At 62.8% G+C, this 14,730-nt stretch carries 17 protein-coding genes; 6 read left to right on the forward strand and 11 right to left on the reverse strand.

What is annotated here, in order from left to right:
- Nucleotides 1–49: 49 nt before the first annotated feature.
- Genes ppnN through BUC04_RS06605 form a run of 4 tightly spaced genes read left to right on the forward strand, consistent with a single transcriptional unit; the run spans nt 50 to nt 3,251 of the window.
- A complete protein-coding gene (gene ppnN, locus BUC04_RS06590) occupies nt 50–1,408 on the forward strand; it encodes a nucleotide 5'-monophosphate nucleosidase PpnN (protein WP_067663140.1) in 1,359 nt (452 codons plus the stop codon).
- The gene (gene xni, locus BUC04_RS06595; protein ID WP_067663142.1) at nt 1,405–2,169 is read left to right on the forward strand and encodes a flap endonuclease Xni; all 765 of its coding nucleotides are present in this window, start codon (nt 1,405–1,407) and stop codon (nt 2,167–2,169) included. Before ppnN ends, xni begins: the two co-directional genes overlap by 4 nt.
- A complete protein-coding gene (locus BUC04_RS06600) occupies nt 2,166–2,858 on the forward strand; it encodes an SDR family oxidoreductase (RefSeq protein WP_067663145.1) in 693 nt (230 codons plus the stop codon). The genes xni and BUC04_RS06600 overlap by 4 nt, the downstream gene beginning before the upstream one ends.
- A 12-nt stretch (nt 2,859–2,870) precedes the next feature.
- Nucleotides 2,871–3,251 carry a DUF3192 domain-containing protein gene (locus tag BUC04_RS06605; RefSeq protein ID WP_067663148.1) on the forward strand — a complete coding sequence of 127 codons (381 nt, stop codon included), beginning with the start codon at nt 2,871–2,873 and terminating at the stop codon, nt 3,249–3,251.
- A 54-nt stretch (nt 3,252–3,305) separates the two neighbouring features.
- On the opposite strand, the gene BUC04_RS06610 is transcribed toward BUC04_RS06605, so the two are convergent.
- Nucleotides 3,306–4,142: a class I SAM-dependent methyltransferase gene (locus tag BUC04_RS06610; protein ID WP_067663151.1), complete on the reverse strand. Its 837-nt coding sequence runs from the start codon at nt 4,140–4,142 to the stop codon at nt 3,306–3,308.
- A gap of 441 nt (nt 4,143–4,583) precedes the next feature.
- Complete coding sequence (locus BUC04_RS06615; RefSeq protein ID WP_067663154.1) at nt 4,584–7,262, reverse strand: alpha/beta hydrolase family protein; 2,679 nt, start codon at nt 7,260–7,262, stop codon at nt 4,584–4,586.
- A 168-nt stretch (nt 7,263–7,430) separates the two neighbouring features.
- On the opposite strand from BUC04_RS06615, the gene BUC04_RS06620 reads away from it, so the two are divergent.
- Nucleotides 7,431–8,435 (forward strand): isocitrate dehydrogenase, encoded by a 1,005-nt coding sequence (locus BUC04_RS06620; RefSeq protein WP_067663158.1) that lies wholly within the window; start codon nt 7,431–7,433, stop codon nt 8,433–8,435.
- A gap of 60 nt (nt 8,436–8,495) precedes the next feature.
- On the opposite strand, the gene BUC04_RS06625 is transcribed toward BUC04_RS06620, so the two are convergent.
- The 5 genes from BUC04_RS06625 to BUC04_RS06645 are packed head-to-tail and all read right to left on the reverse strand — an operon-like array spanning nt 8,496 to nt 11,725.
- Nucleotides 8,496–8,699, reverse strand: a complete 204-nt coding sequence (locus BUC04_RS06625; RefSeq protein ID WP_067663161.1) for a hypothetical protein — start codon at nt 8,697–8,699, stop codon at nt 8,496–8,498.
- A gap of 15 nt (nt 8,700–8,714) precedes the next feature.
- Nucleotides 8,715–9,782 carry a 23S rRNA (cytidine(2498)-2'-O)-methyltransferase RlmM gene (gene rlmM, locus BUC04_RS06630; RefSeq protein ID WP_067663164.1) on the reverse strand — a complete coding sequence of 356 codons (1,068 nt, stop codon included), beginning with the start codon at nt 9,780–9,782 and terminating at the stop codon, nt 8,715–8,717.
- Nucleotides 9,775–10,161 carry a DUF423 domain-containing protein gene (locus BUC04_RS06635; protein ID WP_067663167.1) on the reverse strand — a complete coding sequence of 129 codons (387 nt, stop codon included), beginning with the start codon at nt 10,159–10,161 and terminating at the stop codon, nt 9,775–9,777. The genes rlmM and BUC04_RS06635 overlap by 8 nt, the downstream gene beginning before the upstream one ends.
- Before the next feature lie 3 nt (nt 10,162–10,164).
- Entirely contained in the window at nt 10,165–10,806 is a 642-nt protein-coding gene (locus tag BUC04_RS06640; protein WP_067663170.1) for an alpha/beta family hydrolase, read from the reverse strand.
- A gap of 1 nt (nt 10,807) precedes the next feature.
- Nucleotides 10,808–11,725: a transcriptional regulator GcvA gene (locus BUC04_RS06645; RefSeq protein WP_067663173.1), complete on the reverse strand. Its 918-nt coding sequence runs from the start codon at nt 11,723–11,725 to the stop codon at nt 10,808–10,810.
- Nucleotides 11,726–11,850: 125 nt separating this feature from the next.
- On the opposite strand from BUC04_RS06645, the gene BUC04_RS06650 reads away from it, so the two are divergent.
- Nucleotides 11,851–12,069 (forward strand): hypothetical protein, encoded by a 219-nt coding sequence (locus tag BUC04_RS06650; protein WP_159437659.1) that lies wholly within the window; start codon nt 11,851–11,853, stop codon nt 12,067–12,069.
- Between the two features lie 42 nt (nt 12,070–12,111).
- Here the strand turns inward: BUC04_RS06650 and BUC04_RS06655 are convergent, their stop codons facing one another.
- From BUC04_RS06655 to prmC, 4 genes are all read right to left on the reverse strand, one after another.
- The gene (locus BUC04_RS06655) at nt 12,112–12,378 is read right to left on the reverse strand and encodes an acyl-CoA-binding protein (RefSeq protein ID WP_067663179.1); all 267 of its coding nucleotides are present in this window, start codon (nt 12,376–12,378) and stop codon (nt 12,112–12,114) included.
- Between the two features lie 94 nt (nt 12,379–12,472).
- Nucleotides 12,473–13,324 carry a 3-deoxy-8-phosphooctulonate synthase gene (kdsA, locus tag BUC04_RS06660; protein ID WP_067663182.1) on the reverse strand — a complete coding sequence of 284 codons (852 nt, stop codon included), beginning with the start codon at nt 13,322–13,324 and terminating at the stop codon, nt 12,473–12,475.
- A 143-nt stretch (nt 13,325–13,467) separates the two neighbouring features.
- Nucleotides 13,468–13,848, reverse strand: a complete 381-nt coding sequence (locus BUC04_RS06665; RefSeq protein ID WP_067663185.1) for a SirB2 family protein — start codon at nt 13,846–13,848, stop codon at nt 13,468–13,470.
- A 33-nt stretch (nt 13,849–13,881) separates the two neighbouring features.
- A complete protein-coding gene (gene prmC / locus BUC04_RS06670; RefSeq protein WP_067663188.1) occupies nt 13,882–14,730 on the reverse strand; it encodes a peptide chain release factor N(5)-glutamine methyltransferase in 849 nt (282 codons plus the stop codon).

Below are 14,730 nucleotides of genomic sequence, written 5' to 3' on the forward strand. Positions count from 1 at the left end.
CGTGCGCCGTGCCACTGCGGCGCACCCGTTCCTGTCAGGAGTGCCGACGATGCAGATCCAGGTACGTCCCCGGGGCAGCCTGGACCAGCTGTCTCAACTGGAGGTGGAACGGCTGCGGGAAAGCGCCGCCTCCGATCTCTACCAACTGTTCCGTAACTGCTCCCTGGCGGTATTGGCCGCCGGGGTCAAAAGCGACGACAGCGAAGCGCTGTTTCAGCGCTACCAGGATTTCCAGATCCGGGTGCTGCGCCAGGAGCGCGGCGTCATCCTTGAGCTGACCAACCCGCCGGAAGAGGCCCTGGTGGATGGCAAGCTGATGCGCAGTATCCAGGAGCACCTGTTTGCGGTGCTGCGCGACCTGCTCTACATCAACGACCGCTACGAGAACCTGCGCCACATCAACCTCACCAACGCCACTCACATCACCAACGTGGTGTTTGAGATCCTGCGAAACGCCAAGGTGATCCCCACCGGCGGCAAGACCAACCTGGTGGTGTGCTGGGGTGGCCACAGCATCAACGACAGCGAGTACCAATACACCCGCGAGGTGGGCTTTGAGCTGGGGCTGCGTGATCTCAACATCTGTACCGGCTGTGGCCCGGGTGCGATGGAGGGGCCGATGAAAGGGGCCGCCATCGCCCACGCCAAGCAGCGCAACAAGGACGGGCGCTTCCTGGGGCTGACCGAGCCCTCCATCATCGCCGCCGAGCCGCCAAACCAGATCGTCAACGAGCTGGTGATCCTGCCGGACATCGAGAAGCGGCTGGAGGCCTTCGTTCGCCTGGGCCACGGCATCGTCATCTTCCCCGGCGGGGTGGGCACCGCCGAGGAGCTGCTCTACCTGCTGGGGATCCTGCTGCACGAGCAAAACGCCGCTGAGCCCTTGCCGGTGGTGCTCACCGGGCCGGAATCGAGCCGGGCCTACTTCGATGAGATCAACGCCTTTATCGGCGCCACCTTAGGTCCCCGGGCCCAGGCCCGCTACCACATCATCATCGACGATCCCGTCGCGGTAGCTCGCTGCCTCAAACACCACATCCCCACGGTTAAGGCCCACCGGCAACAGACCCACGATGCCTTCGCCTACAACTGGGGCCTGAAGATCGAACCGGAGTTTCAATTGCCCTTTGAGCCCAGCCACGAGGCGATGGCCAATCTGCCTCTGCGCCCACAAAAGAACCTGTCCCAACTGGCCGCCACCCTGCGCAAGGCGTTCTCCGGCATCGTCGCCGGTAACGTCAAGGCCCAGGGGATCCGCGCCATCGCCAAACAGGGGCCGTTCCAGCTGCAGGGGGATCCAGCCTTGATGCGGCGGATGGATGCCCTGCTGCAGGCCTTTGTCGACCAGGGACGGATGAAGCTGCCCGGCAGCACCTACACCCCCTGCTACGAGATCCGCCACCCATGACGCTGCGGTTGTTACTGGTCGATGCCCTCAACCTGGTGCGTCGTATCCACGCCGCGGTGCCCGAAGGCGACGGTGATGCCCTCTGTCTGCGTTGCCAGCAGGCACTGCGTAAGGCCCTCAACCTGCACCAGCCCAGCCACGCCATCCTGGTCTGGGATGGCGGTCATGAGCAGAGCTGGCGGCGCCGCCTCTACCCGGACTACAAGGCCCAGCGCAAGCCGATGCCGGAGGATCTGGCCCAGTTGCTGCCGCGGCTGAGGGCAGAGATGGAGGCCACCGGGATCCGCTCGGTGCAGCAGGCGGACGTGGAAGCGGACGACCTGATCGGCACCATCGCCCACAAGGTGGCGCAGCACGGCGGTCAGGTCATGATCCTCTCCACCGACAAGGGCTTTGGTCAGCTCCACTGTGACGCCATCGGCCAATGGGACCACTTTGCCGGCAGCGCCATCGATGCCGACAGCCTGCAGTCGCGGGTCGGGGTGGCCCCAGCTCAGCTGCTGGATTTCTGGGCCCTGGCCGGCGACAGCGGCAACGGTATCCCCGGAGTACCAGGCATCGGCAAGAAAACCGCTCAGAAGCTGCTATCGGAGTACGGCAGCCTGGCCCAGCTGTTTGCTGGCCCCCTGCCAGAGGGTAAGCTGGGGGAGAAACTGGCACACCATCAACAACAGGCCCGAATGAGTTACGCCCTGGTTCGACTGCGGCGTGACCTGCAACTGGGGCTGGATCTCAAACAGTTCAGAAGGGAGACACCATGACACAAAGGGTTTTGATCACCGGGGCCAACCGCGGCATCGGCCTGGCATTCTGCCACCACTACCTGGCACAAGGGGCGGAGGTGATCGCTTGCTGCCGCCAGCCGGAGCAGGCGGAGGCGTTGCTGGCCCTGGCGGAGTCCCACCCTCATACCCTGTCACTGGTGGGCCTGGACCTGGCAAAACCGGAGCAACTCAGCGCGCTCTGTGCCTTTGTCCAGGACCAGCCGCTGGATCTGTTGATCAGCAATGCCGGCGTCTATGGCCCCAAGGGGATCGCCCTGGGGGATTACCAGGCGGCCCCGTTCGATGAGATCATGCAGGTTAATGTGCTGGCGCCACTGCTGCTGGTGCAGGCGCTGCAGCCCCACCTGGCCCCCGGGGCCAAGGTGGCCCTGCTCAGCTCCAAGATGGGCTCGATGACCGACAACGGCAGCGGCGGTGCTTACTTCTATCGCGCCTCCAAGGCGGCGGTGAATGCCATCGGTCGCAGCCTGGCGGTTGACCTGGCTCCGCAGCAGGTGGCGGTTGCCCTGCTCCACCCCGGCTGGGTGAAAACCGAGATGGGCGGGGCCCATGCTCTGATCGACACAGATACCTCGGTACAGGGGATGAGCCAGGTGATCGCCGAACTTAACCTCGAGCGCAGCGGTCAGTTCTACAATTACGACGGTCAGACGATCGGCTGGTAAGCGGAGGGGCAGATGAAGCAACAAGGAAAGAGCAAGGTACTGCCCATCATGCTGGGGCTGCTGGCGGCCTACCTGATGTTCGCTGCGGTGGTGGTGCTCAACTGGGAGCCGGACTCGCTGGAGCAGATGGACTGGGATGATCGCCAGCGCCATAACGCTGCCACCATTGCCCAGCTGGAGCCGGGCATGGCCAAGGCCGAGGTGATGGCCAGCCTGGGTCAGCCGGATTTCTCCGAGGCCCACCAGCGGGATGGCATCACCATCCAGGTGCTGCGCTATCGCACCCACCGCACCAAGGGCGACGGTGAAACCACCCTGGATGAGACCACGCCACTGCTGTTCCACGATGGGGTCCTCACCGCCTGGGGCGAGGCGGCTCTCGCCTCCCAGTAGACCATCCCATAACGAAAAAAGGGGCCTTATGGCCCCTTTGTTGTGGGTTAGCGGTTACTTCTCAACGATGCAGGTCAGCGAAGGAATGAAATACTTGGCGGCCTCACGCACATAGCGCTTGGGCACCGTACCCAGTACCTGCTCACACAGCGAGAAATAGAGATAGGGCAAACGGAAGTCGATCCCCTTACCGTTCCAGTGGGTGGTGACACTGGAGAACTTCAGCTCCTGGATCAGCGTCTTGATCTCGGCGTAGGTCCACTCCTTGAGATGGAAGCACTGGGGCTCATCGGAGAAATAGCGGGACACATCGTGGGGCCCGGTCAGGGAGTGGGGAGTACGGAAGATGTAGCGCCCACCCGGTCGCAGGATCCGGTGCACCAACTGAAAGTGCTGCTTGGTGTCATCGGGATGAAAGTGTTCGATCAGCTGGTCGCTGAACACCAGGTCGATCGATTCATCCGCCACCGTATCCAGGTTGTAGCCGTCATATACAATCAGCTCAAAGTTGTCCGGCGTGCCATCCTCCGGGTTTTGTTGATCCGAGATGTCCACCCCGATCGCCTTCTCAACGTGCTGAGCCACCTCCTTAACGAAGCGGCAATCCCCCGGCGCAAACTCGAGAAAATGGCTGGTGGGGGTGAGAAACTTGCTGACGGAGGCCAGTTTGACCTTGGTGGTTTTGCTGGAAAGATCGAGCGATTCCCGTCGTGTCAGTCGGGGGTGATCCGGCACCTTGGCGAACAGCTCATCGTACATGGTGGAATAGATCCGTTTCCGCTCCTCCCAGTTGGACGCCTTGAGGCGTTCGGCGATCGCCTTCTCGACCAGGTAGTGGTTGGTTACCTGCTCAAGGCTGCGACTGGGGGGCAGTGTCCGCTTTAACTCCATTGGGTTCTCCGATATGGCGTGATGCTGCTCGGACGACACTTCCCTCTCTGAGTGACGTCCGCACTACGATAAAACCGTCCCTAAATCATGGAGAACACTGAGCCTGGACCGGCACAACGCACCGGCGTCCCATTACCCCGACGCAACCGTCCCCTGGTGAGTAACCTGATGTTCAGTTTGGCTCTTCGGCCATAGGGTTACTCAACCACCCACAAGGGCACGGCAGCCCGGAGCCTGCCAAGCAAAGCGGCTTTAAGCCTAGTACAGGCCAATGGGGTCGATGCGACTAATTAGCATTTGAATCCGGGTAAAGCCGCAGGATGGATAAGCACTGGTTATCGATGCTTCTGCTGGATTCCTGCCTAACCCCTTCACAAAAAAGCCCCTTTGTTGGCAGCGCATCGGCGACAGCAACAAAGGGGCTTGGAGTTAAATGGGGTGCTACTCCGACTCGGGGTCTGGCTGCTTGTAGGGCTGGCCATGCAGCCACCACTCCGGCGCGGCCTCCCCTTTGAGGGTGTGGTTGAAGAAGTCCATCATCTTCAGGCTGTAATCCACCTTGTTGGGGTAGCGCTTGAGGTGGTGGGGTTCGCCCTGGTACTGCAGCATCACCACCGGCTTGCCCAGCCGGCGCATCGCCAGGTAGAGCTCGATACCCTGTTCATAGGGCACCGCATCGTCCTCGTCACCGAACATGATTACCATCGGCGTCTGCACCTTGTCGGCATGGAAGATGGGGCTGTTCTCGATGTACAGCTCCGGCGCCCGGTACAGGCTTTGACCGATGCGGCTTTGGCCCGCTTCGTACTGGAACTGACGGGCCAGGCCACTGCCTAAGCGAATGCCGGTGTAGGCCGAGGTCATGTTAGACACCGGGGCACCGGTGACGACGGCCTTGAAGGCGTTGCTTTGGGTCACCAGATGGGCGCTTTGGTAGCCGGCCCAGGAGTGGCCCTGCAGTCCTACCGCGTTGGGATCGGTGATCCCCAGCTCCACCAAGCGCTCGACCCCGGGCAGGATCGCCTGGCCGGTGGAGCGACCCGGGTGGCCGATCTCAAAGCGGATGTCCGGCAGGAAGATGGCGTAGCCCTCACTGGCAAACCAGGGGAAGTTAGGGCGGTGATTGAGCGCCATCTGCGGGAACTGGTGCAGGCGATCGCTCATAAAGCGGTAGAAGTAGACGATGGTGGGCAGCGGGGTACGACCGTCCCATCCCGGTGGGGTGATCACCACCCCCTGCAGGTTCTGACCGGTCTGGGAGCGCCAATTGACCATCCGGGACTGACCCCAGTCGAGGTTGTCCAGCTGCTTGCCCAGGTCGGAGGCCTGCTGCCACTCGCCGCGCCAGCCCTGACTCAGCTGCAGATCGGGATACAGGTCATAGCGCTCCTGGGTAAACAGGGCCGCCTCACTGTTGCTGGCCTTGGCAACAAAGCGCAGGCGAGCGTCACTCTGGCGCCAGGGCACCAGGGTGGCAGTGATCACCTGCATCCGGTGCAGCCCTTCATTACGCTGACGCTCATCGATGGTGTGCACCAGCAGGTCCTGCCCCATCGGCGCCCACAGTGCGTCCGGGTCGGTTTCCACCACCCGGTGGATGATGCGATCCCGTCGGCCCAGGGTCAGGGCCTCGATCTTACCGGCCTTGGCGCGCCAGATGTCGTACTTGTCGTACAGCAGCACCCCTTCGCCGGCATCCAGCCAGGGGCCAAAGCCATAGCCGGGCGCCGGGCTTGGGTAGTCGTGATCCTCGTTGGCAAAGCCGTTGGCAATGCTGCGGGTGCTGTTGGCGCGAACGTCATGCCAGAACAGCTCTCCGCGCACGTGCCAGACCACCGCGTCATCGTGGGGTGACAGGGTGGGCTTGTCCTCGGACAGGGTCTGTACCACCAGGCGTCGACGCTGGCCATTGCGCAGGTCTACCAGGTACCAGTCGCGGTAGAAGCCGGCCCAGGTGATCATCTTGCGGTAGAGCACGTCGCTGGAGGCAAGCAGGTAGCGAGCATTGTCTGCCAGCTCCAGATCCGGCACCACCGGGTCCGCCAGCTGAATGAAGCGCTCGCCATCCAGGTGCCAAACCCCCTGGTATACCCGCTTAAACTCGTCGTCGTAGCGCTTCTGTTCCTGCGGCTTGATGTGGGCATCGTCACCGTGCCAGAGCACCAGGTCCGCGTGGGCTTCCAGTTGTGCCCGGTTGGTCAGACTGTCCTGGGTGTAATCCTCCGGGGCCTTGATCTCAGGCTGGCGGGCCTGGCGGCCGATAAACAGCCGCTGGCCATCACGGGAGAACTGCAAGGTGCTGAAGGCACTCACCATAAAGTCGGCGTGGTTGAGCTCCTGCCAGCGCAGCTTATCGTCCTGCCAGTGGCCTACCTTGTGCTCTCGCTGGCGTGCGGGCTGCTCTGCCAGGCCCCAGCTGAAGGCCAGTTGCTTACCATCGCGGCTCAGGCTCAGGGTTGCGGCACGCCAGTTGGCCTCCTGGTGCACCGGCAGCAGCTCACCGCTGCGCTGCAGCAGGAACACGCCGTTTTCACCGCTGGGGGTGCGGGTGGCCAGGGCAACGGCGTCCCCCTGCTCTGCCAGCACCAGCTGGTCGACGTGCTCAATGCGCAGCTCGGCACCGCTGCGCAGTTCGCGCCGCACCAGGGTGGAGCCGATGTTCCCCTCCTGCTCCTCCTCCGGCTCCAGCCAGAGGTAGAGGTAGCGGCCAGCCTGGCCAAACTCGGCCTGCTTGACCCGCTCGAACTCGGTCCGTTTGCCGGTGCGGGTATGGATCAGCACCCGGCCGCTTTTCAGCGCTTTGCGCTCCTTGGCGCCGGCGTTCTCCCGCTCCAGCAAGCTGGCGGGACGCTCAAACAGGGCGTGCAGGCCATCGGCAGAGAGCTGCGGCTTTTCCGCCCCGCGCAGGCGAAACAGTTGTCCATCCGGGCGGCGGACATGGCCGACCGGATCGCCCCGGTCCGGCATTGCCGTGTACGCCACCACTTCACCGTTGTCGGCGATCACCGGCTGTTTCAGGGTCTGGAATGCCATCACCGCCTCCGGGGTAACCGGTGCGGCCTGCAATGCCAGGCTGAACCATGCCAGGGGCGCCAACAGCCAAGCTGTATACTTCTTCAACACTTCACCTCACAAAAATCCGTTTTTTGCGACTACGACCTTCCGACAACTGTAAGTGGCCTGTGAAAAGCGGTAGACTCTGCTCCGCAACATGCTAACAAAGCCCCCATCCTCTGTCACAGGAACAAGAAGGGCTTGGATTTCAACGCCAACGTGGAAGGAAGTGCGATGTCCACCACCATTACCGTGATCCCCGGAGATGGGATCGGCCCCGATATTGTCGAGGCAACGCTCAAGGTCCTGGATAAGGCCGGGTGCGACTTCAACTACGAGTTTGCCGATGCCGGTCTGACGGCCCTGGAGAAGCACGGTGAACTGGTCCCGGAAGAGACCCTCAAGCTGATTGAGAAGAACAAGGTGGCACTGAAAGGCCCCCTGACCACGCCCATCGGCGAAGGCTTCACCTCCATCAATGTCAGCCTGCGCAAAACCTTTAACCTCTACGCCAACGTCCGTCCGGTGCTGTCCCTCAAGGGGACCCGCGCTCGCTACGACAACGTCGATATCATCACCATCCGGGAAAACACCCAGGGGATGTACTCCGGCGCCGGTCAGAAGGTCTCCGAGGATGGCACCACCGCCGAGGCGATGAGCATCATCACCCGGGAAGGCGCTGAGCGGATCTGCACCTTTGCCTACGAGCTGGCCCGTAAAGAGGGTCGCAAGAAGGTGACCGCGGTGCACAAGGCCAACATCATGAAATCCACCTCAGGCCTGTTCCTGAAGGTGGCCCGTGAGGTCGCTGCCCGTTACCCGGACATCGAGTCGGAAGAGATGATCGTGGACGCCACCTGCATGAAGCTGGTGATGGACCCGAGCCAGTTCGACGTGATTGTCACCACCAACCTGTTTGGTGACATCCTGTCGGATCTGTGTGCCGGCCTGATCGGCGGTCTGGGCCTGGCCCCGGGCGCCAACATCGGCCAGGACGCGGCCATCTTTGAAGCGGTGCACGGCAGTGCCCCGGACATCGCCGGCCAGGACCTGGCCAACCCCACCGCGCTGATCCTGGCGGCGGTGCAGATGCTGGAGTACCTGGGCATGGCGGACAAGGCCAGCCAGATCCGTGACGCGGTGCGTGACACCATCGCCGCCGGCGACAGCGTTACCCGCGACCTGGGTGGCAGCGCCGGCACCGTGGCCTTCACCGACGCCATCCTGGCACGGCTGTAAGGCTGACCCGAGCCCGGATCTTCAGGCACAAAAAAGGCGTCGCTGTTGCGACGCCTTTTTTTACAACCGAATCTCGAGGCAGTGGCAGCGCCGCTGCATCCGATAGACCCACCAGGCCGGATAGGAGAAGCTGAAGGCCGCCAATGCCCAGCCCACCTGGCGCCAGCCACAGCGGCGGGGGTCCCGCAGTACCAGGTAGCCTGGCAGCATCCACAGGGTCATCAGTAGCAGCATCACGCTCAAGCTCAGGGTCAAACTCAGCACGGCCTCGTCTCCAGATCAGTTCAACCGACGCAGGTAGACGGTGATCTCCTCGCGGTCGTGGTAAAGGTGTTTGGCTTTGAGCTCACACCCTACCCCAGCGGATTGAAGGATGTCTGTTAACTGGTTCAAACAATCGCACACGCTGGCGTAACGTTGTTTCATCGGCAGCTTGAGGTTGAAGATGGCCTGCTCACACCAGCCCTTGATCATCCAGCGCGCCATCAGCTGGGCCACCCGGTCCGGCTTCTCCACCATGTCACACACCAGCCAGTGGTTGCCGGGCTTCTCTGGCTCGAACTTGAAGCCATCCACCGGGTGGTGGCTGACCTGGCCGGTCTCCATCAGGCTCTGGGCCATGGCGCCGTTGTCCACCGCCGCCACGAACATGCCACGACGCACCAGTTGATAGGTCCAGCCGCCGGGACAGGCGCCCAGGTCCACTGCCCGCATGCCGGAACGAACCCGCTGCTCCTGCTGCTCCGGGGTCAGGAATACTGAGAACGCCTCATCCAGCTTCAGGGTGGAGCGGCTGGGGGCGTCGGCAGGGAACTTCAGCCGTTCGATCCCCATATAGAAGGGCGAGCCGTTGTCGGAGCGGCTGTAGCCCAGGTAGCCGTTGGCGCTGTCGGTGAGAAACAAGTGGATGCGGGGCATCTTGTCCTTCTCATTCTTGGTCAGCAGGCCGTTTTGGCGCAGCGCCTGGCGCAGCGGCACGGTGAACTTACGGCAGAAGGAGAGCAGTGAGCGGTAATCGTCGCCATCGCCGCTCTCCACCCACAGCTTACCCGCCTTGGGCAGCCCCTCGGCGGCGGCCATCACCGCGCTGATCCGATCCTCCGGATCCATCTGGGCCAGCTCGGCGGTCACCACGAACCAGCTGCGGGCGAAGATCAGCTGGTCAAACGCCAGGGTCTGCATCAGCTGCTCACCGTCGTTCTCACCGTAGCCCTCGAACAGCACAAAGCCACTGCCGTTTTCCAGCCGAGGGTAACCGTAAACCCCGGCCTCGGCGGCCAGGGCCTGGATCTCCGCCGCACAATCTTTCTCAAAGCCAGGACGGCAATGCAGCAAGATCTTATTCATTCACGCTCTCCCAACGCCAGGCGCCGACCATCAACAGCGCCCAGCCAATCATCAAGGTCATGCCCCCCATCGGGGTGATGGGGCCAAAAAATTTGTTACCCACCAGCACCAAAGCATAGATGGAGCCGGAAAAGCCCAGGCTTCCGACAATAAAGCAGGCCCCTGCCCCCTGCAGCCAGCGCTCGCCGCCGCGGCCACGCAGAGCCAGGGCTACCCCGAACAGGGCCAGGGCATGGAAAAACTGGTACTGCACCGCGGTCTGAAAGCTCTCCAGCAAGCTGGCAGACACCCGTCCGGGCAGTCCGTGGGCGCCATAGGCACCAAGAATGGTCGCCAGCAGCGCAGAGGCGGCGGCGATCATGGCATAGAGTCGAGCCATGGGTTACTCCCTGTTAAGAAAGGTCTGACAGGCCCCGGCGGCCTGTTCAATAAGCTGTTGCTGGGTAAAGCCACTGCGCTTGGTGGGGACCAGGCTGTGATCGCCACTGTCGAGCCAGTGCAGCCCGACGGTCTCGGGCAGGGTATGGGCTGCCAGCTCGGCCTGGCTGCCAAAGTTGTCCCGGCTGCCCTGACAGATCAGCAGTGGCACCGGACACTGTTGCAGCGGCTGCCAACGCCAGCGCTCCGGCTCGGTTTTACCCACCGGGTGAAACGGGTAGCCAAAGGCCAGCACCGCCTGGGCATCGACCTGCTGGGCCACCAGGGCGGCAGCGCGGCTGCCCATGGACTTGCCTGCCAGCACCAGCTGGGCCTGGGGGTGGGCTATCTTAGCGGCCTCGGCCCAGCGTTGAAAGCATTCAACCAGTTTGGGCAGGCGATCCGGTGGTCGGCGCTTGTCCAGCGCCCGGGCCTGCACCATGTAATCGAACTCGAACCGCACCACCTGGGTCTGGTCATCCGCCAGGGCGCTGGCCATGGCCGCCATAAAGGGGTGGTCCATGCCCGCCCCGGCCCCGTGGGCCAGCAGGATCAGCCGTTGCGGTTGCTCGGCACCGTCGTGCCGGGCTAACTCAGGCCAGGCCATGCTACTCCACCCCCGGGATCAGATCGCTGTGGGCTTCCTCGGCGAAGCTCTGGATCAGCCAGTCGCGGAACGCCTGGATCTTGCCCAGATCTTCCTGGCTCTGGTGACACACCAGGTAGTAGGCGTTCTTATTGAGCAGCACCTTATCGAAGGGACACACCAGGCGGCCGGCTTCCACCTCGGGACGGGCCAGTACCGAGGAGCCCAGGGCGATCCCCTGGCCATGGATGGCGGCCTGCAGCACCAGCGATGAGTGGCTGAAGATCGGGCCGGTGTTGACGCTGGGCAGCACCTGCTCGTGCTGCTTGGCCCAGGCCTTCCAGTTGTGTCGGCTCATGTCGTGCAGCAGGGTGTGTTTACTCAGATCCTCGATGCTGCGCAGCGGCTTGGCGCCATTGAGCAATCGAGGGGAGCAGACCGGCACCAGGCATTCACTGCGCAGCTTATCGGCACGCAGCCCCGGCCAGTTGCCCCGGCCAAAGTAGATCGCCACGTCCACGTCTTCGGTTAAGGATCCCTCATCCTGGTCCACCGCCTTGATCCGCACATCGACCTCCGGGTGCAGCTCGGAGAACCGGGCCAGCTTGGGTACCAGGGATTGAATGGCAAAACTGGGGGTCATACTGACGGTGAGTGAGCCGGTGGCACTGCGCGCCAGCAGTCGTTCGGTGGCGTCCGCCAGCTGGGTGAACAGATCCTTGATATCGAGGAAATACCCTTGCCCTTCCTCGGTTAACAGCAAGGAGCGGTTGCGACGTCGGAACAGCTTCAGGCCCAGGTGTTCTTCCAGCGCCTTGATCTGATGACTGACCGCCGCCTGGGTCACAAACAGCTCCTCCGCCGCCCGGGTAAAACTGAGGTGACGGGCAGCGGCTTCAAACGCCTTGACCGCATTTAGGGGCGGTAAACGACGGGACATGATCCACCTCACACTATTAGAAAAACTAATAATGGATTGTACATTAACTCGTTTGTTGACAACACCCTGCATGGCTAAAGTTTGAGCCATCAAAAGCTTCCTTAACCAACGCATCTTGGAGTGTCATGATGTCTGCCATGCTGATTTTGTCCTCCGCCCTGGTTCTGCTGCCACTTAGCCCAGAGCCGGTCACTGTCGACAGCGCCAGCCTGCATCAGCAGGTCAACCAGGGTCTGCAGCAGGACCGTGAAGAGCTGTACCATTCATTCGAGTCGATGGAACTGGGCACCCCGCTGCTGCTGGCCCAGGAGCAGGACAGCGACGACAAAGAGTCTGCCGAGTAAGATCAAACAAGCCGCCCAATGGGCGGCTTGTTGCGTTTCGGCTCAGGCCCTGTCGGTCAGGGCATCCACCAGCTGGATATAGCGCGTCATGGCGTCGTCCTCCGACATGCCCCGCAGGTTCTCCCAGGCGGCGTACTTGGCCCCGGCCTTGAAATCAAAGAACCCGGGGCGGTCGCCCTGAACATCCCCCTCGGTGGCCTGCTTAAAGGCACCATAAAGGTTGAGCAGCTGCTCGTCGGTGGGTCGTGCGCTGAGCGCTTTCACCCGGGCTTGGGCCTGCTCAAAGGCCTGGGGCAGTGGTGTCGTCATCCTGACTCTCCTTTTTGAACACTACCCCGACCCTAACGGCCGCCGGAATTTTGCTCAACCCTGGCGGCCATAACCCGGATACCGATCGCGAAGATCAGTCAATCTGCAGGGTGGGCTGCGCCTTGATCAGGTCATCCAGTGCCTTCATCTGAGCCAGGAACGGCTCCAGCACCGCCAGCGGCAGCGCCGAGGGGCCATCGCACTTGGCTTGGTCCGGATTGGGGTGCGCCTCGAGGAACAGCCCGGCCAGGCCGGTGGCCAAGCCCGCTTTGGCCAGCTCCACGGTCTGGTGACGACGGCCACCGGAGGCCGCCCCCAGCGGATCGCGACACTGCAGCGCGTGGGTGACGTCGAAGATCACCGGCATGCCGCCACTGCACTCCTTCATGGTGCGGAAGCCGAGCATATCCACCACCAGGTTGTCGTAGCCAAAGTTGGCGCCGCGCTCACAGAGGATCACCTCCTCCTTGCCACACTCACGGAACTTCTCAACGATGTTCTTCATCTGGCCGGGGCTGAGGAACTGCGGCTTCTTAACGTTAACCACCGCATCGGTCTTGGCCATGTCGGCCACTAGATCAGTCTGTCGGGCCAGGAAGGCGGGCAGCTGGATCACATCCACCACCTCGGACACCGGCTTGGCCTGACCCACCTCGTGCACGTCGGTGATCAGCGGCACCTTGAAGGTCTGCTTGATCTCCTCGAAGATGCGCAGGCCCTCCTCCAGGCCGGGGCCACGGTAGGAGTGGATGGAGCTGCGGTTGGCCTTGTCAAAGGAGGCCTTGAACACATAGGGGATCCCCAGCTTCTCGGTGACCTGGACATAGTGTTCGGCGATCTGCATCGCCAGGTCCCGGGACTCCAGCACGTTCATGCCGCCAAACAGCACGAAGGGCTTGTCGTTGGCCACGTCGCATTGACCGACCTTGATGGTGACTGCGTTCATCCTTTCCTCATCTGGGTTGTGTAACCGGAAAGTGGGCATCATAGCCGATGGGCACGGGGGATCTACCCCCTACCCCGGCTTTTGCCCACAGCGGCAGAAAAAAACCGGAGCCAGGCTCCGGTTTTTGTTCAGAAAGACAAGTACTAACCCAGTAACAGCGGCGTCTTGGTCTGGGCCAGCACAAACATGTAGTAGACCCAGCCCAGCGAGCCGAGGAAGGCAAACACCCGGAACAGGGTGCCGCGCTGCGCCTTGAAGGTGATCACCCCAAGGATGATGTAGGCCACCAGGGCCAGCATCTTCTCGGTCAGCCAGGGGTCTCGGATCGGGTTCCAGCCGGTGGCCATGATCAGCGCCACCCCGGACAGCAGCAGCAGGGTATCGATGACGTGGGGCAGCACCTTGGCCCATTTGCGCTGCAGCACACCGGACTGCAGCATCAGCAGCACAAAGCGCAGGATGAACAGGCCGACGCTTGCGCCGATCAGTGTCAGATGGATGTGTTTCAGGGCGACGTAAGGCATGAGAGGTCCTTTCTCTATCAGATTGAGGCTATCTTAGCGGGGTGCCCGCCCGATTGTATAGCGATCCCGCCGACCCAGGTCCTGACCGGTGCTGACCTGCACCAGTCCCGCCTCGGCAAAGATCCCCCGCACCGCCTCGCCCTGGTCATGGCCATGCTCCACCATCAACACCCCGCCGGGATGGAGGTGGGTCTGGGCCTGCTGGGCCAGGTGACGGATGTCCGCCAGCCCCTGCTGGGGCGCGATCAGCGCACTGCGCGGCTCGAACCGCACGTCCCCCTGGTCCAGGTGGTGATCCACAGGATCGATGTAAGGGGGGTTGGAGACCACCAGGTCAAAGCGCTGGCCCTGCAGCGGCTGATACCAGCTGCCCTGGTGCACCGGCACATCCAGGCCGTGGCGCTGGGCGTTGCGCCGGGCCAGGGCGGCGGCCTCGGCACTGTACTCCACCGCACACACCTGCCACTGCGGGCGTTCACTGGCCAAGGCCAGGGCGATGGCGCCGGTGCCGGTACCCAGGTCAACCACCCGGGCCGACTGCGGCAACGGCAGCGCCAGCGCCGCCTCCACCAGTGACTCGGTGTCCGGCCGCGGGATCAGGGTACTGGCGTTGGTCTCCAGGGTCAGGGTCCAGAACTCGCGGTGGCCGGTGATGTGGGCCACCGGCTCGCCGTCAAAGCGGCGCTGCAGATCCTCAGCCAGCTGCGCCTGCAGCGCTTCGCTGAGCTGCTGATCCGGCCAGGTAAACAGGAAGCTGCGGGGCTTGTCTAAGCGGCTCAGCAACAGCACCTCGGCGTCGATACCGGGGCTGTCCGGATCGCTCTGGCTGCCCGCCTCCGCCAGTTTGGCACTGGCTAGGCGCAGCCACTGGTCAATGCGCAT

It is taken from the genome of Ferrimonas marina (genome assembly GCF_900129905.1).
GTDB lineage: Bacteria > Pseudomonadota > Gammaproteobacteria > Enterobacterales > Shewanellaceae > Ferrimonas > Ferrimonas marina.